Here is a 16,954-nt window from a genome sequence, read left to right as displayed (position 1 = left end):
GGAATCAGTAGTTCATCTGCATGGCGGTGCGCACCTCGGACAAGGTCTGATCGGCCTGTTCGTTGGCGCGCTCGTTACCGGCGTGCAGGATGGACAGCAGGTAGTCCTCGTTCGCGATGAGCTCGGCGCGACGCTCACGCAGGGGAGCGAGCATTTCGTTCAGGGACTCGGTGACGAGGGCCTTCAGGGTACCCGCGCCCGCGTCACCAATGCGATCCGCGATCGCTTCGGGTGCCTCGCCCGTGGCCAGGGAGGCCAGCATCAGGAGGTTGGAGACCTCGGGACGGCCCTCCGGGTCGAAGGTGATGCGTCGCTCGGCGTCGGTCTTCGCCTTCTTGAGGATCTTCGCGGTCTCGTCGGCGCTCATGCGCAGCTCGATCGTGTTACCGCGCGACTTCGACATCTTCTGCCCGTCCGTGCCCAGCAGCAGCGGGACCTCGGACAGGAGGGCCTCGGGGCGGGGGAACACGGGACGTTCGGGCGTCGCACGACCGTAGCGCTTGTCGAAACGCTGCGCGATCAGGCGAGCCTGCTCCAGGTGAGGGAGCTGATCCTGGCCCACGGGCACGATGTTGGCCTTGCAGAAGAGGATGTCGGCGGCCTGGTGGACGGGGTAGGTGAGCATGAGGCCGGTCATTGCGCGGCCCTCGGTCGCCTCCAGCTCGGCCTTCACGGTCGGGTTGCGGTGCAGCTCCGACTCGGTGACCAGAGAGAGGAACGGCAGCATCAGCTGGTTGAGGGCCGGAACCGCCGAGTGGTTGAAGATTGTGGAGCGCTCAGGGTCGATGCCCGCGGCCAGGTAGTCGGCGACGAGGCCGAGGACGCGCTCACGGATCGGACCCACGCCATCGCGGTCGGTGATCACCTGGTAGTCGGCGACCAGGACCCAGGTCTCCACCCCGCGGTTCTGCAGGAGCACGCGGTTACGCAACGTGCCGAAGTAGTGGCCCAGGTGCAGGTGGCCGGTCGGGCGGTCACCCGTGAGGATGCGGAAACGCGAGGGGTCCTGGTCGATCGCCAAGTCAATCTCGGCGCTGCGGGCCTTGGAGCGGGCCAGCGAGGCATCGGAGGTTGCGGTTTCCAGGGCATCTTCACTGCGAGTCATGCGTCAATCCTAACGAGTGGGTGGGAGTAAATGAAACTTGAGGGCGCTCAGTGTTCGGGGCGGAACGCGACGTCGGACAGCAGGATGGTCACGGACAGCGGTTCAATCGACAACGTGGAGCGCGGAGCGACGTGCTCAGCCTCAAGGGAGAGCTCGCCCGGGTTATGTGTCTCGCCGACGCCGCCCTCGGAGGGTGTCGCCCACACGGTCGAGTAGGCGACCAGCCAGTCCAGATCGTGGCCCTCAGGCAGTGTGACCTCGGCGCCGTCCAGGTTCGCGTTGATGATGATGAGGGCATCGCGGTCACCCCAGGTCACGCCCGAGCGCAGCATCTGGAATGTGCGGTGACGTGCGTCTGTCCAACCGTAGTCCGGCATCGGCGTGCCCTGCGCCGTGTACCACGACAGGTCAGGGATCGTGTCGCCGCCGTGCGGCGTGCCGGTCGCGAAGCGGTCGGGGCGCAAAACCGGATGGGCCTGACGGAGAGCGATGAGCCAAGACACCGTGTCGATCTGCTCGAGCTGTCCCTCAGCCAGGTCCCAATCGACCCACGAGATCGGGTCGTCCTGGCAGTAGGCATTGTTGTTGCCGTACTGGGTGCGGCCGAACTCGTCGCCGCCCGTCAGCATCGGTGTGCCCGAGGAGACGAACATTGTCGCCAGGATGTTGCGCTGGGAGCGCGCACGCAGGTCAGCGATCGTCATGTCGGAGAGGATCGCGTAGGGGGTGTCGGCGCTCGGGTGCGTGCCGTTCGAAGCAAGCGTGCCCTCCACGCCGTGGTTCCACGAGCGGTTGTCGTCCGACCCATCCCGGTTGTTCTCCAGGTTTGCCGTGTTGTGCTTGCGGTCGTAGGCCGTCAGGTCCGCCAGCGTGAAGCCGTCGTGGGCAGTCACGAAGTTGATCGAGGCGCGTGGGCCGCGCAGGCGACCCAGCCCGTGTTCGAACACGTCCTGGGAGCCGGACAGACGCGTTGCGAGGTCGTTGGGACCCGTGACGACATGGCCCGAGGCCTGGGCGCGCACGTCAGCCAGCCAGAAGTTACGCAGGGCGCCGCGGTAGTGGTCGTTCCACTCGGAGAAGGGAACCGGGAAGTTGCCTGTCTGCCAGCCGCCGGGGCCCACGTCCCAGGGCTCGGCGATGAGCTTGACGTGTGCGAGCAGATCGTCCGTGGCCATCGCGATGAGGAGCGGGTGCATTGGGCTGAAACCGGTCGCGAAACGGCCCAGCGTGGCCGCCAGGTCGAAGCGGAAGCCGTCCACGCCCATCTCGCGGACCCAGTAGCGCAGCGAATCCAGCACCATCTGAATGGTCTTCGGGTGATCCATGTTCACGGTGTTGCCGGTACCCGTCACGTCGATCGCCTGGACGGGGCGAGAGGTCGTGTGGCGGTAGTACAGGTCGGAATCGAGGCCGCGCCACGACAGGGAGGGGCCGGCGTCTCCACCCTCACACGTGTGGTTGTAGACGACGTCGAGGATGACCTCGATGCCAGCCTGGTGCAGTAGGGAGACCATGCCGCGGAACTCATCGACGACCGCCTGGGCACCGCGCTCACGCGAGGCCTCGGTCGCGTAGGAGGGTTCGGGAGCGAAGAAGGAGAGCGTCGAGTAGCCCCAGTAGTTCGTCAGGCCTCGTTCGGTGAGAAAAGGCTCGTCGCACTTGGCATGGACAGGGAGCAGTTCCACAGCGGTGACACCCAGGTCCTTCAGGTACGACACCGAGGCCGGGTGAGCCAGTCCCGCGTAGGTGCCACGCAACTGTGGGGGCACGCCGGGCATGTTCTTCGTGAAGCCCTTGACGTGGATCTCGTAGATGACCGTCGTCTCCCACGGCGTATGCGGCTGGGGTTCGATCGGGAAGGAGGGCTCCACGACGACCGAACGCGGCATGTAGGCAGCGGAGTCAATGGGGGAGCGGCGCAGCGGGTACTCGGAGGGGTAAAGATCCTCGTCGACGCAGTGCGCGTAGACGCCAGGCTTCATATCGACGACGCCGTCGACACCCCGGCCGTAGGGGTCGAGAAGGAGCTTGTGCGAGTTGTAGAACTTGCCTCCGTCCGGATCCCATGGACCATGAACGCGGAAGCCGTAGCGGGTCCCCGCGCCAAAGCCCGGGATGTGGCCGTGCCAGATGCCGGTATGGGGGCCGATCAGGGCGTAGCGTGTCTCAGCCCCGGCCTCGTCGAAAATGCACATATCCACGCCGGACGCGCCCCGCGCGACCACGGACACATCGAGCCCGTCGCCCGAGCGGAAAACTCCCAGGCGGGAGGGGACGGGGTTCGGTTCGGTGACGCGCACGGTGGGGACGCAAGGCGAGGCGGAGCGCTCGGACATAAAAGAGTGCCTCTTTCTGACGAATTATTGACTGCGCCCAAGCCTGATAGATGCAGTCACCCTCCATCATACGTGACCGTTAATTAAGCGGTCGGATTAGGAACTGGTAGGGGCTATGAACAGCGGCACGCGCTGGTGAGGCAACCCTCATATATATGGGCGTGAGGCGCGGAATGTGGCACGCTAGAAGGCATGAGAATTGTCGTGTGTGTGAAGCATGTCCCCGACATGCAGTCCGAACGCCGTTTTGAGGGCGGCCGCCTGGTGCGCGGTGAGGACGATGTGCTGAACGAACTGGACGAGAACGCCATTGAGGCTGCCGTTCAGCTCAAGGAGTTCGAAGAGGACGCAGGCCGCGAGGCTGAGGTCGTCGCGCTGACGATGGGCCCCGAAGACGCCGAGGACTCCCTGATGCGCGCCCTGCAGATGGGCGCGGACCGCGCCTACATCGTCTCCGATGAGTTCCTGGAGGGCTCCGACGTCATTACGACCGCCTCCGTCCTGGCCGTCGCGATTGCGAAGATCAGCGAAGAGTGCGGCCCGGTCGACCTGGTGATCACCGGCATGGCCTCGCTGGACGCGATGACCTCCATGCTGCCCGGCGCACTGGCCGCCAAGGCACACATGCCGCTGCTGGGCCTTGCCCGCTCCCTGAGCGTCGAGGACGGTACTGTGACGATCGAACGCGCCGTCGACGGCTACACCGAGACCGTGCGCGCCGCGCTGCCTGCGGTCGTCTCCGTGACCGACCAGATCAACGAGCCGCGCTACCCGGCCTTTGCCGCCATGAAGGCCGCCCGCAAGAAGCCCTTGGATCAGTGGGGCATCGACGACCTCGTCGAGGTTCCCGGCGGGGAGGGCCTCGTGATGCGCCGCGCGCTGACCGCCGTGACCCACGGCGAGGAGAACACCCGCGACGGTTCGGGCACGATCATTCAGGACGCCGGCGAGGGCGGGCGCGCTCTGGCCGACTACATCCTTTCGGTGGTGAAGTGACATGACGCAGCAGATGAGTTCCCCGATTCTTGTTCTGGCCGATCAGGCTGGCGATCACCTGACGCCCCTGGCCCGCCAGGCCGTGACGCTGGCTGCGTCCCTGACCAGCGCTGACGTCGTTGCCCTGTCCCTGGCCGCCACGCCCGACGTGGCAGCCCTGTCGGAGCTGGGCGCGACCCAGCTGCTGCATGCCGACCTGGGTGACGCCGGGCGTTCCTCGGTCGTGGCCTCTGACGCGGTGATCTCCGCGCTGTCCACCGCCAGCTTCGGCCTGGTGCTCCTGTGCTCGGACTACCGCGGTCGTGAGATCGCCGGTCGCGTCGGTGCCCTCACCGAGGCCGGCGTGGTCTCCGGTGCTTCGTCCGTTGGCTTCGACGGTGGGGTCCTCCAGATCGGCAAGACCGCCCTGGGCGGTTCGTGGTCGATGCGCATCGTCCTCGAGGGGCAGACTCCGATCGTCGGCATCGCCTCCGGCGTCATCGACGAGGCCCCGGTGGCCTCTCCCGTTGCCCTGAGCCCGCAGGCCCTGTCCGTCGAGCTGACCCCCGAGGCTTCCTCGATCCAGGTTGTTTCCAGCGTGCCCGACGAGGAGGAAGGCGTGTCCCTGACCGACGCCTCCACCGTGGTCTGCGGTGGCCGCGGCGTAGACGGTGACTTCGAGCTGGTTCGCTCGCTCGCCGACGCGCTGGGTGGTGCCGTGGGCGCGACCCGCGTCGCCTGTGACGAGGGCTGGGCCCCGCGTGCCGAGCAGATCGGCCAGACCGGCCTGACGGTCACCCCGAACCTGTACATCGGCCTGGGCGTCTCCGGCGCGATTCACCACACGGTGGGTATGCAGTCCTCCGCCCACATCGTCGCCGTGTGCGATGACCCCGACGCCCCGATCTTCGAGATCGCAGACTTCGGTGTTGTCGGCGACGTGACCGAGGTCGTGCCCGCGGCCCTGGCCGCCATCGAGGAGGCGCGCTCCCAGGCGTGAGCGTCTATCTCGACCACGCGGCCACCACGCCGCTGCGCGAGAGCGCCCTCGAGGCGTGGACGCGTGCCCAGCGTGACTTGGCTGCCACCCCCGGCAATCCCGCCGCCCTCCACTTTGGAGGGCGGCGGGCCCGTCGCATGCTCGACGACGCGCGCGAACAGGTTGCGCTCGCTCTCGGGGCCGATATCCACGAGGTGATCTTCACGTCCGGTGCCACGGAGTCCGACGCGCTGGGCGTGATGGCTGCGGCCCGCGGCATGCGTGGGCGCGACGGCGCGCGCGACCTCATCGTCGTTTCGGGCCTTGAGCACGACGCGGTCTCTCATCAGCGCGAGGTCGCGTCACGAGAAGGGTTCGACTGGGAGGTTTTGCCCGTGGATGCGGGCGGCGTGTCCGTCCTGCCTGGTGTTTCCGGCGACGACGCGCCCGGCTCGTGGGACGGTCGCCTCGCGCTTGGTTCCATGACGCTCGTGTCCTCCGAAATCGGCACAATCCAGCCGGTTGCGCACTTCGCTGAGCTTGTTCATGCCAGCGGTGGCCTCGCACATTCCGACGCAGCCCAAGCCATTCCGACGCTGGACGTGTCCTTCACCGTCCTCGGCCTGGACCTCATGAGCGTGGGTGGTCACAAGGTCGGCGCCCCCGCCGGCACCGGTGTCCTTGTCGCACGGCGCGGCATTCCCATGACGACCGACCGCCCGGGCGGCGGCCACGAGCGCTCGATCCGCTCGGGCACGCCAGACGTCGCGGGTGCGTGCGCACTCGCCGCCGCCCTCACCGAGGTTGTCTCCGAGCGCGCCGCCTTCGCGACCCGCGCAGCGGACCTGCGCGCCCACTTGCTGTCCCACCTGCCGGACGGCGTGAGCGCGACGGTGGGGGAGTCGGCCTCGTCCAGTGCGATCATCCACCTCTCCCTGCCCACCGCCCGCCCGGAGGCCGTCCTCATGGCTTTCGACATGGCCGGAATCGCCGTGTCCGCCGGGTCCGCCTGCCACGCGGGGGTGACGCGCCCCTCCGACATCGTCATGGCGATGGGACGCAGCGAAGAGCAGGCCCTCGGCGTCCTGCGCGTCTCGCTCGGCCATGAGACGACGCGCGAGGACATCGACGCCTTCCTGGCTGCCCTGCCGATGGCGATCCGCGCGGGTGCCGCCTTGGACGGCATCAGCCACGTGCGCAACGAACGAAACGAGGAACGCTAGATGCGAGTTCTGGCAGCACTGTCCGGCGGCGTGGACTCCGCCGTCGCCGCCGCGAAGGCCGTCGAGGCCGGGCACGACGTCGTCGGCGTCCACATGGCGCTGTCCTCCCAGCCCCAGGAGTGCCGCATCGGCTCGCGCGGATGCTGCTCGATCGAGGACGCCGGAGACGCTGCGCGCGCCGCTGAAATCATCGGCATCCCGTTCTACGTGTGGGATCTCGCGAGCGAATTCGAGCAGACCGTCATCACCGACTTCGTCGCCCAATACAAGGCCGGTCGCACCCCCAATCCGTGCGTGCGCTGCAACGAGTTCGTGAAGTTTCGAGAGCTGGCCAACCGAGCCCGCGCGCTCGGATTCGACGCGGTGTGCACCGGCCACTACGCGGCCATCAAGGATGGGGCGGCAGGGCCTGAGCTGCACCGCGGAGCTGACAGCCTGAAGGATCAGTCCTACGTCCTGGCTGTCATGGGCCCCGAGGAACTGACCCGGGTGGTCCTGCCGCTGGGTGATGCTCCCAACAAGGCGTGGGTGCGTTCGGAGGCCGAGCGCCTGGGCCTGGGAGTGTCCAACAAGCCGGACTCCTACGACATCTGCTTCATTCCCGACGGCGACACGCAGGGTTTTCTGCGCTCCCATTTGGGCGCCGCTGAGGGTGAGATCGTCACTCCCGATGGAGAGGTACTCGGCCGTCACGAAGGCTATTGGAACTACACGGTCGGCCAGCGCAAGGGCTTGGGAATCGGTGCGCCCGCACCCGACGGCCGTCCGCGCTACGTCCTCGAGACCAGGCCGGAGAGCAATCAGGTCGTCGTGGGTGCCTCCGAGCTCCTGTCCATCTCGCGGATTACGGCCACGGATGCCGTGTGGCTTGCGTCGGATGACGATGGATCGGACGCCACCGACCTTTTCGTGCAGCTGCGCGCGCACGGAACGCCCATTCCTGTCGCGTCGCTCACTCGCGACGGTGATGCCGGAACCATCAGCGTTGTCCTTGCGGACAGCGCGCGCGGCGTCGCCCGCGGTCAGTCGATGGTTGTCTATCGTGGCAGTCGAGTCCTGGGCGAAGGGACTATCGACGCAACCGGGCGCTAAGGCGTTGCGCCACGGCGACGCGGACGTGGGCGAAGGCATGCGGACGGCCTCGCCCGCATCCGTTACACTGGGGTGCGCGCGCGAGTGGCGGAATTGGCAGACGCGCTGGATTTAGGTTCCAGTGTCTTTGACGTGTGGGTTCGAGTCCCATCTCGCGCACGATGGCTCATGCCCGGTCGCATCGGGGGAGTGGCCCTCGATAGACTGAGGTCATGAGCGTTTTGGACATTGGCCAGCAGGCCCCCGACTTTACCGCTGAGACCACCCAGGGAACCCTGTCCCTGGCGGATCTCCTCGCAGCCTCCTCCCGTGGCGTCGTCGTCTACTTCTACCCGAAGGCTTCCACGCCCGGCTGCACGAAGGAAGCGTGCGACTTCCGCGATTCCCTGGCTTCCTTGCAGGGGGCCGGTTACTCGGTCATCGGCGTGTCCGCCGACTCGATGGCCGCCCTTGAGCGTTTCACTGAGAAGCAGGCCCTCACCTTCCCGCTGGCCTCGGATCCGGACCATAAGATCCTCGAGGCCTACGGTGCCTGGGGTGAGAAGAAGAACTACGGCCGCACCTACGTGGGCATTATCCGTTCGACCGTGGTTGTCAACCCTGATGGGACGGTGGCTCTGGCTCAGTACAACGTGAAGGCGACGGGGCACGTGGCGCGCCTGCGTAAGGCTCTCGGTATCGACTGATCGGTTGCTTTCGGAGTAACTAGTACATATGATTGTCAAGAAACTGACAGCTAGTTACTCGTGGAGGACTCATGGCGGCTACGACGCCTGACGCGTATCGAATCGGTGCGGGACAGGTGGCGCAGGACTATCCGGCCGACGCTGCACCTGTGCGTGCGCGCAAGCAGCCGAGCCTGCCCACGATGGCCCGCGTGCCCGAGTCTGTCTCCTCTGATGAGCAGGTCATCACCGCCGAGGTTGCGGTGGTTCGACGGAAGGCGTCCGGCGCATCGGCTCAGTCTCGCCCCTCGAAGGATGCTGTGACGGTGGCGCAGCAGAAGGCGGTGGTGCGCGACGGCGCTCCCGCGCAGGCTGGGGACGTCGCGGCGCCTCCTACTCCTGCCCGCGAGTATGCGGATCGAGACGAGGCTGTGGTGGCCTTCGAGGGTGATCAGCGCCCCGGCGTTCCTGTCCATAGTGACTGGCATCGAACCACCATGCGCGTTGTGGGTGCGCCCGCGCAGCGAAATGGTGGGCAGCACAGCGCGATTGTCGAGGCGTCATCGTCGTCGGAGCAGGCAATCGCGCGCTCTTCTCACGTTGGAGGTGCGTCGCGGCGCGAGGCTGAGGCCCTCCGTTCTGCCCAGATTGAATCGCGGCTGGCTCGTCGCGAACGCCCAGTGCGTCGTGGTGGCCGGCACCATGGCCTCGTCATGTTTCTATTCGGGTTCCTCACGGCGCTCGTGCTCGTCGGAGCTGTTGTCGCAGGCCTCTACATGACGCGCCCGTCCGTTTCCACAAGCCTGTCGGATGCTGTCGATTCGTGTCATGCGGGAGGCATCTATGCCCGGCTCGCCAGCGATCAGACGTCGCTCACCCTTGAAGGTTTCAATGACAGCGGTAACGGTTTGACGACGCCGATTTTCCAGTGCGTTCTGCGCGAGCTTGACACCCCTTCGTCGGTACGCGAACGCATGTATGCGACGCGTGCAATCGACGGAACCCAGTCTGAGGAGTGGGGGTCCTACAAGGCGACCTGGACGTATGAACCGGAGCAGGGACTGACCGTTATCATCAGTGCTCGCTGACTTTTCCTGCCGGTCGTGACGTCTGCCTCTCGGGAAGTGCTCCTAAGCGTTGGCCTGTATCTCTCGTAAAATGGGGAGGTATTTCAATGCCTGAAGGAGAATCTCGTGTCCGAAACGCAGCCTGCCGCACCTGCGGCACCCGCCGCCCCCGTTGGGGACGATATCGCACTGGCGATCCGAGGCCTCGTCAAGGTCTATGGAAACCTCATCGCCGTCGCGGACCTGTCCCTCGACATCCCCACCGGATCCTTCTACGGGATCGTCGGGCCGAACGGCGCTGGCAAGACGACGACGTTGACCATGGCCACCGGCCTGCTCACCCCCGACCGTGGCACCGCCTTTGTACACGGCGTCGACGTGTGGGCTCGAACCCAGGAGGCGCGCGGCCTGCTCGGCGTCATGCCCGATGGCATGCGCCTGCTCGACCGCCTCTCCGGCCCGGACTTCCTCGTCCACGTCGGCATGCTCCACGGCCTCGACGCGTCCACCGCCCGCGAGCGCGCTCACGAGCTCCTGGCCGCCCTCGACCTGGCCGAGGCCGGGAAGAAGCTGATCAGCGACTACTCGGCGGGCATGACGAAGAAGATCGCCCTGGCCGCCGCCCTCATTCACTCCCCGCGAGTCCTCGTCCTCGATGAGCCTTTCGAGGCCGTGGACCCCGTCTCTGCGGCCAACATCCGCCAGATTCTCACCGACTACACCAAGCGCGGGGGCACGGTGATCCTGTCCTCGCACGTGATGGCGACCGTCCAGCAGCTGTGCACTCACGTGGCCATCATCGATAAGGGGCGTGTGCTCGTTGCCGGAACCACCGACGAGGTCGCCCAGGGCGGAGACCTGGGGGAGCGTTTCACTGCTCTGGTCGGCGGCGTCCACTCCGAGGAAGGTCTGTCGTGGTTGGGCAACTGATTCGCCTCAAGCTTCGTATCATCTGGAACACTGTCCGCAAGCAGACGGTCGTTCTCGTTCTGGCCGTTCTCGGTGCTCTGTACTTTGGCGCAATCTACGCTTCCGCGCTCGTGGGCACCGCATTCCTCGCGCAGTCCGATGAAGCGCCCCAGGCCTCGTCGGTGATGCCGATCGTTGGCCCCTTTGTCTTCCTGCTGTGGCTGGTCCTCCCGATCATCTTCGCGTCGATGGATAACTCGGTGGATCCTGTGCGCCTGTCGCCCTACGTGGGACCGAGTGGGCGCCTGGGCGCGGGCCTGGCCGCGGCGACGGCAGTGGGCCCCGGCGGTCTCCTGTCCGCCATGGTGCTCTTCCTGCCCGTCTGGTTCGCCCTGTGGCGCGCCCAGTGGATTGAGGCGCTCGGCTGGTTCATCGCTGGTCTCGTGACGCTCCCTCTCGCGGTTTTGTGGGCGCGTGCGGTCGGAACCTGGTTCGCGGTGCGCCTCGACACCTCGGGAAAGAAAGACGCTGTGACCGTCCTGGGTGCCGTCGTCTTCATGATGGTGCTGACCCCCATGGGCTACTGGATGTCTGTGTTAAGTCAGAACTTCTCCGTCGAGGTCTTCCAGGCGGGATTGAACGTCGCGCTCTGGACGCCCTTCGGCGCTCCCTTCGGGGTTGTTGCCTCGTTGCTTGAGGGTGCATGGGTGGCGGCGGCTCTCCGCGTGCTCATCGTGGTTGCGACCGCGCTCGTCGGCTGGCGTGCCTGGCTGGCGGTCCTGCGCCCCGTCATGAGTGGATACGCCGGTGAGATTAGTGCTGACGCTCAGCGCGCCATCGACGATGGGCGCCACCTCATCGACGAGTCCCTCGAAGAGGAAGAGCGCGGTCGTCGTTCCGCCCAGTCGCGAGCCGCCGGCCTGCGCAGCGTCGACCTGTTCACGCGGCTGGGCCTCGGGGTGCGCAGCGCCTCCCTGGCCGCGCGTACGCTGCGCTACTGGATCGTCGATACGCGCCTGAACATGAACATGGTGCTTGCGCTGCTGTTCCCGGTTGTTGCGATTTTTATGGGGCGGCTGGCGGCCGATGGGCAGTCATTCGAGTTCACGTCGGGCATCTTCCTCTACCTGGTGCCCATCACGACGGGCCTGACGACCGGCGCGCTCATGCAATATGATTCGACGGGTGCCTGGATCGTGGTGTCGTCGGGGATGAGCGGTCGTGAGGAACGTCGTGGGCGCCTCGTGGGGTCGCTCATCGTGTTCGTGCCCCAGGTCATCGGCTATCTCATTCATGATGCTGTGGCAGGTGCGAGCGCCTCCGATTTCATGTTCCACCAGGTGATGGGCGTCGTCCTCTTCGCGGGGGCGGCCGCCACGACCCTCGTCGTGAATGCGCGATGGGTCTACCCGGTGCAGCCTCCGGGTACGTCGCCGCTGGCGACGAAGGGTACCGGGTCGTTCCTGATGACGATGCTGCTGCAGCTCGTAGGCTTCGCGGGTACCGCGGTCCTGCAGATCCCGTCCTACGTGCTGCTCGCGCTCGCGTCCTTCGGTTTCGTTCCGGACTGGGTTGCCTATGTCGTGGCCCTCGCCTGGTCGGTCCTCGTCCTTGAGGCTGCCGTGCGGATTGGTGGGCGCGTGTGGGACCGGTACGCGGTCGCCGCTCTGACGTCGATCCGCAGCTGGCCGGGACACTGATGTCATGTGAATCGGAGGCACGAGGCCGGGGTTGCCCACTGGGGTGCCCCGGCCTCGTCCTTTGTGCCCGAGAATGTTGCTGCCTGGTCCCCGGGGGAACGCCGCTGATGATGAGCGGTATCGTGTGGCCCCTGACCAGGCGTTCGTTACATCGCGGTGCGCTGGATTAATGAAAAACTGGGCATAGCGTGTAGACAAGAATGCGGATACTCGGTAATGTGATGCTCATAACCTGACCATCGATAGAAAGGAATATTCCATGCGTCTCCCATCAATGTCGCGTTCTCTGGTCGTAGCAGCCGCCCTGAGTGCCGCCGCTCTTCCCGCCCTTCTGCCTTCACCCACCTATGCTGCGGACGTCGCGGGACCGGCGACCTGCTACCTCGCCGATGAAAACGGCACCATTATCGAACCCCGCCAGGAGTACACTCCGCGCGAAGGGGCCGGTGGGCTCCCCGTGCTTCCCAGTCCCGTCGTCGCCGGCCAGTACACGCTGGAAGTGAGCGCTCCTGCAATGAACTTCGATCCGGATCAGCCTGACTTGCACTTTGCGTGCCAGGTCTTCTACTCACCCCTCGGTAAGGTTCGTCTCGTTGATGCCGACGGCACCGTGCACGCGGCACAGTCCTACGGTAACGACCAGAATGACCCGTCGCGCGCCGCGCTCACGGCGCTCCCGGCGTTGCCCGATGGGTACGAAATCGTCCCGGGCCAAACGATTCGAGGATTCGATGCGGCTGCCCGGACTGTCGATCCCAACGATCCTGCGAACGCGCGCGCTGTTGGGGTCGACACGGACATCCTGATCCGCAAGATCACCGCGCAGCCCACGCCGGCACCTAGCCCGTCTACGCCGTCTACTCCATCCACACCTTCTACCCCGTCTACTCCTTCCACGCCGTCTACTCCTTCCACGCCGTCGACTCCTTCCACGCCGTCGACGCCTTCTACCCCGTCCACACCTGCCACCCCCGCAACACCTGCACCTCAGACGCCTTCCACCCCGTCACCCCGAACACCTGCAACCCCCACTCCTCAGACTCCCGCTGGCGTCACACCCACTGCTCCCACGACTCCGGTTCGGAGCACGCCCGCTCCCTCCCACGGGCTGGCGAAGACGGGCAGCGATGCCGCGGTTCTTGCTGGCGCGGCTGGCGTCCTGGCGCTCCTGGGCGCAGGTGCTATCGCCGTGAGAAGAGCGCGTGCCTGACATGTCGGAGCGGTCATGCCGATCGCCGCGACACGAGCCGGTGTGGTAATCCGATACAGATGAGCCACACGTAGTGCTTGAAGGACGAGGCCGGGGCTCCCTGTGGGGGTACCCCGGCCTCGCCGTTGGTTGGTGTCGTGCTCGGCCGCGGTTCCTGAGGGTTGTGCTTGGCCACCGTTCGTTGGCACGAGAGCTTCTCAGAGCTGAGAATTCTCGCTCTCGGCCGCGTCCTAGCCCGGCACACAATCGGGTGTGTGGGCGATGAGGACCACAGTGCTTCGGCCCAGGTGGATGCCGTCGAGGAAGATGACGTCATGAACCTCATCGACGATCGGGCTGAACGGCTATCACTCGCCCGCATACTGGGCCCTGGGGAGTGTTTAAACCACCACGATGAAACCCTACCTTCAACACCGGCTGTGGCACACCACCAAGCCGAAATGTCCCCTCACAGCCAACACGTTTTGGCCTTCACCCAAATAAGGCGGGGTGCCGGTGAATCACCGGCACCCCGCCTATGACTGTGAAACGCGAATTAAGAGCGCTTCCTCCGCATTGCTGCGGCACCGATAGCGCCCGTCGCGGCAGCGAGTACCAGCACATCGCCGGTGAGAGCACCGGTCTTGGCGAGCTGTGTTGCAGGCTTAGGAGGAGCCGAGGGCGTCACCGTCGTCGGTGTAGGCGTCGGACCGGGCTTGAAGGACAGTCGCGTCACGTCGGGATGCGCCTCGCTGGTCGTGAACTTCAGGGGGTGCACCATGAGCGGAGCTTCATCCCATCCGACAGAAGGGCCAGTCATGGGGGGCCTCCATCCGGCGGTATAAGGGGTGTCTGTAGGGGGGCATGCGGGCGATGGAGGATCAAATACTGTTCCAACAACAGAACGAGGCTCGGCCGGTTTGATAGCGTCGTAGTCGCCGTAAGTTGGAGGGCATGCGGGTGAAGGCTGCCCGGGCATGACGATGACACCGAGTTGTTTCTCAACATCAACCGAGATAGTGCCCTGCGTGAGGTGATCGATCTGGTAATCCGTATCGGCAGTTGCGGATTCGGTGAAGGCAATCTTCTGAATAGTGATCACCGCATCACCGTGAAGCGCACCCATCGCGTCCTTGAGGGCTGCGATGGTGGTGATCTGATCGGGGTTATCGAAGTCCACGGTAACCGTTGCGGTCTGTCCGTTGACTGCCACTGTCTTCGCTGAGAAGCCCTGGGGAAGCCCAGTCACCGAGATGGCCGAGGGGTCAGCAAACTTCAGTTGCGCAGGAAGAGTGATCTGGGTTGTGAAGCCCAAGTGAGCATTCTTCAGTGCAATATCGTCGAACGCGTTGGGAGTCTCGTCGTATTTCTGGAGGAGCTTCGCAATGCGTCCACCGCGAAGGTTATCCAGGTGAACGACGTTCTCAATGGCCAGCAGAGAATCTTTGTTCTCGGCGTAGATCTGTTCCGCCTGAGTCGGAGCGTTCCCATCCAGGCCGACCTTAAAGTCGGTGTCGATTGTCGGGTCATCGCCATTGACTGGAAGAGAGCCAAATACCTTCTTGTACTTGTAAATACCGGTCAAGCCATCCGCAGACAACTCATGAGTGGAGAATTCGTAGTCGGGAAATCCTGCGGCTTGGAAGAAGTTTGGCCCGGTTTTTGGGGGCTGTAAGTCGTGGCCGTCCTCTTCATCAACCCAGCGCGTTGTCCGGGTTGGTGCGGACGCGAAGCAGTTGGTAGGCGACTGCGCGAGTGCCAGGGTCTTCGTATCGAAGTTAAAGATCTGAGCGGGGGTCGTCGATGATGCGAAGAAGTTGAACCTACCCGTCACGGTCACCTGTTCGCTGGCCAGTTGAGTCGCTTCCGCGGGGTCAATTGTGCCAACGGCATAGGGGACCTGGACCTTGATCGTATGCTGACCGGGGTTGGCTTTCTCTGCATCGAAGATATCGAGCAGCTGCTGCCAGGACAGATCCTTGAATTGGATGTTCGCAGTGACCTGTGTGTGGTCAGAGTTGGGGGAGAACCAGGTGTTGGTGAGCATTGACGAGGTAGATGTCGCGCGACCCGTACCCAACATGACTCCATCAGGGACACTCACGGTCAGTGCGATATCGGAGTTGTAGTCGCTGCCGGAGTCATGAGGGGAGAGTCCCTGTGCTGCCGCAGCGCGGATTTCGGCCTCGTGGCCTGCCAGAAGCGCAGTGATCGGAATGTCCAGCACGACGGTACCGTGATAGGTCGTGATCACAGGGTTGGCGTTGCACACAGTCGTGCTTGTTGATGAGACGTATTGTGAGAGGGGGAAGGGCTCCGCATCGGCTTGTGCGCTGCGAGGCGCAAACATTGTGACCGAACCTGCAGCGACAAGAGCCAAACCGGCACCCATCGCCAGAACTCTCCGGCTTTTCCTCATGATGTTCCCCAGTCGTAGGTGTGCGAATCAAATGCCATGATTCATGATTCCGTAGTATACACATGGTCGAAATGTTGTATACACATGGTCGAAAAAGTACATCGTCTCTTGCGTTCTGAGCTCTGGATTGAGTGTTCTCTCAGGCGCGGCCGGAGATCTGGCGGGGCTGCGGTCAACACTGGAAAAACGGGGGAGCGGAGGCACGGATACGAAAAACCGGCGGCCCGAAAGCCGCCGGTTGTTTGTGCGTCATGGGGGACTTGAACCCTCAACCCGCTGATTAAGAGTCAGCTGCTCTGCCAATTGAGCTAATGACGCGGGGTACTTTCGCCAGCCGAAGCCGGGAAAGCTGTGCGTCATGGGGGACTTGAACCCTCAACCCGCTGATTAAGAGTCAGCTGCTCTGCCAATTGAGCTAATGACGCGGGGGTTTTGCAACCGAGAGATAAATATACAGGCGCGCTTCGCTTGGTGCAAGTCAATCAGGGGTGTCGTGGCCTATGTCGCACGCTTGGCATGCGGCCGGTGGGTCGTGCGATGGGCGCACGCAGCGAGTGGGTGGTATCCGGACACCTACAATGGGGCCTCAGATGAAAGGGGAACGCCATGTCGGACGCGTCGAGCGCATATTCCACGGTCGTGGAGGACATTCTCAAGCTCGTGTGGAGTGCCGAGGAGGCGGGGCGTGATGGTGTCAAGCCCAAGGATGTGTCCGAACACATGGGCGTCGTTCCCTCAACCGCGACCGAGAACGTCCAGCGCCTGGCCCGCCAAGGCCTCGTGACACACGAGCGTTACGGGAGGGTGCGCCTGACTTCGCAGGGACGGACGATTGCTCTCGGTATGGTGCGCCGCCACCGCCTGCTCGAAACCTACCTGCATGAGGCCCTCGGTTTCTCCTGGGATGAAGTGCACGAAGAGGCAGAAATCCTCGAACACGCGGTCTCTGATCGGCTCCTCGACCGCCTTGACCGCGTGCTGGGGTACCCGAGCCGCGATCCCCACGGGGATCCGATCCCGCGTGCCGATGGCTCCAGTGATGGCCTCGCCGGCAGTCCTCTCGATGAACTCGACGCTGCGGCCGGGGGGATCATCGACCGGCTGCCCGACCGCGACCCCGAGGCGCTACGTGCGTGGGAAGAGGTCGGCCTCGTCCCCGGCGCTCACATCGCTGTCGTCGCCACCGGAGCCGACGGAGTGACGGTCCTCCTCGACGATGGGCAGATGCTTGTCCTGGATCCCTCCCAGGCCTCGGGCATCATCGTGCGCGACTGACGAGCCTGGGCGACACTCCG

13 protein-coding genes and 3 tRNA genes are annotated in these 16,954 nt (G+C 64.8%); 11 read left to right on the top strand and 5 right to left on the bottom strand.

The window, feature by feature from the left end; genetic code table 11:
• Window positions 1-4 precede the first annotated feature (4 nt).
• Window positions 5-1,105: a tryptophan--tRNA ligase gene (gene trpS / locus O3656_RS00665; protein ID WP_016461147.1), complete on the bottom strand. Its 1,101-nt coding sequence runs from the start codon at window positions 1,103-1,105 to the stop codon at window positions 5-7.
• A 47-nt stretch (window positions 1,106-1,152) separates the two neighbouring features.
• On the bottom strand, window positions 1,153-3,441 hold the full coding sequence (gene glgX, locus O3656_RS00660; RefSeq protein ID WP_500062151.1) for a glycogen debranching protein GlgX: 2,289 nt from the start codon (window positions 3,439-3,441) through the stop codon (window positions 1,153-1,155).
• Between the two features lie 192 nt (window positions 3,442-3,633).
• Between glgX and O3656_RS00655 the strand changes: the two genes are divergently transcribed.
• From O3656_RS00655 to O3656_RS00610, 10 genes are all read left to right on the top strand, one after another.
• On the top strand, window positions 3,634-4,437 hold the full coding sequence (locus O3656_RS00655; RefSeq protein ID WP_500062150.1) for an electron transfer flavoprotein subunit beta/FixA family protein: 804 nt from the start codon (window positions 3,634-3,636) through the stop codon (window positions 4,435-4,437).
• A gap of 1 nt (window position 4,438) precedes the next feature.
• Complete coding sequence (locus O3656_RS00650; RefSeq protein ID WP_500062149.1) at window positions 4,439-5,416, top strand: electron transfer flavoprotein subunit alpha/FixB family protein; 978 nt, start codon at window positions 4,439-4,441, stop codon at window positions 5,414-5,416.
• On the top strand, window positions 5,413-6,618 hold the full coding sequence (locus O3656_RS00645) for a cysteine desulfurase family protein (RefSeq protein ID WP_500062148.1): 1,206 nt from the start codon (window positions 5,413-5,415) through the stop codon (window positions 6,616-6,618). Before O3656_RS00650 ends, O3656_RS00645 begins: the two co-directional genes overlap by 4 nt.
• A complete protein-coding gene (mnmA, locus tag O3656_RS00640; RefSeq protein WP_500062147.1) occupies window positions 6,619-7,710 on the top strand; it encodes a tRNA 2-thiouridine(34) synthase MnmA in 1,092 nt (363 codons plus the stop codon).
• 78 nt (window positions 7,711-7,788) lie between these two features.
• Window positions 7,789-7,869: transfer RNA gene (locus O3656_RS00635), tRNA-Leu, on the top strand.
• Between the two features lie 53 nt (window positions 7,870-7,922).
• On the top strand, window positions 7,923-8,396 hold the full coding sequence (locus O3656_RS00630; RefSeq protein ID WP_500062146.1) for a peroxiredoxin: 474 nt from the start codon (window positions 7,923-7,925) through the stop codon (window positions 8,394-8,396).
• A gap of 71 nt (window positions 8,397-8,467) precedes the next feature.
• Window positions 8,468-9,463, top strand: coding sequence for a hypothetical protein (locus O3656_RS00625; RefSeq protein WP_500062145.1), 996 nt, complete (start codon window positions 8,468-8,470; stop codon window positions 9,461-9,463).
• Between the two features lie 105 nt (window positions 9,464-9,568).
• Entirely contained in the window at window positions 9,569-10,372 is an 804-nt protein-coding gene (locus O3656_RS00620) for an ABC transporter ATP-binding protein (RefSeq protein ID WP_500062144.1), read from the top strand.
• Window positions 10,357-12,051: a hypothetical protein gene (locus O3656_RS00615; protein WP_500062143.1), complete on the top strand. Its 1,695-nt coding sequence runs from the start codon at window positions 10,357-10,359 to the stop codon at window positions 12,049-12,051. The genes O3656_RS00620 and O3656_RS00615 overlap by 16 nt, the downstream gene beginning before the upstream one ends.
• Window positions 12,052-12,310: 259 nt before the next feature.
• Window positions 12,311-13,261: an LPXTG cell wall anchor domain-containing protein gene (locus O3656_RS00610; RefSeq protein ID WP_500062142.1), complete on the top strand. Its 951-nt coding sequence runs from the start codon at window positions 12,311-12,313 to the stop codon at window positions 13,259-13,261.
• A gap of 535 nt (window positions 13,262-13,796) precedes the next feature.
• Here O3656_RS00610 and O3656_RS00605 read toward each other — a convergent pair.
• The 3 genes from O3656_RS00605 to O3656_RS00595 all read right to left on the bottom strand — a co-directional run bounded on the left by O3656_RS00605 (window position 13,797) and on the right by O3656_RS00595 (window position 16,084).
• Window positions 13,797-15,494: a cell wall protein gene (locus O3656_RS00605; protein ID WP_500062141.1), complete on the bottom strand. Its 1,698-nt coding sequence runs from the start codon at window positions 15,492-15,494 to the stop codon at window positions 13,797-13,799.
• A gap of 410 nt (window positions 15,495-15,904) precedes the next feature.
• A tRNA-Lys gene (locus O3656_RS00600) sits at window positions 15,905-15,977 on the bottom strand.
• Window positions 15,978-16,011: 34 nt separating this feature from the next.
• Window positions 16,012-16,084: transfer RNA gene (locus tag O3656_RS00595), tRNA-Lys, on the bottom strand.
• A 181-nt stretch (window positions 16,085-16,265) separates the two neighbouring features.
• On the opposite strand from O3656_RS00595, the gene O3656_RS00590 reads away from it, so the two are divergent.
• Window positions 16,266-16,934 carry a metal-dependent transcriptional regulator gene (locus O3656_RS00590; RefSeq protein ID WP_500062140.1) on the top strand — a complete coding sequence of 223 codons (669 nt, stop codon included), beginning with the start codon at window positions 16,266-16,268 and terminating at the stop codon, window positions 16,932-16,934.
• The last annotated feature ends 20 nt before the right edge of the window (window positions 16,935-16,954 follow it).

Origin of the sequence: Pauljensenia sp. 27098_8_83 (genome assembly GCF_041432695.1) — a bacterium.
Lineage (GTDB): Bacteria > Actinomycetota > Actinomycetes > Actinomycetales > Actinomycetaceae > Pauljensenia.
This window is presented reverse-complemented; position numbering and strand designations above follow the sequence as displayed.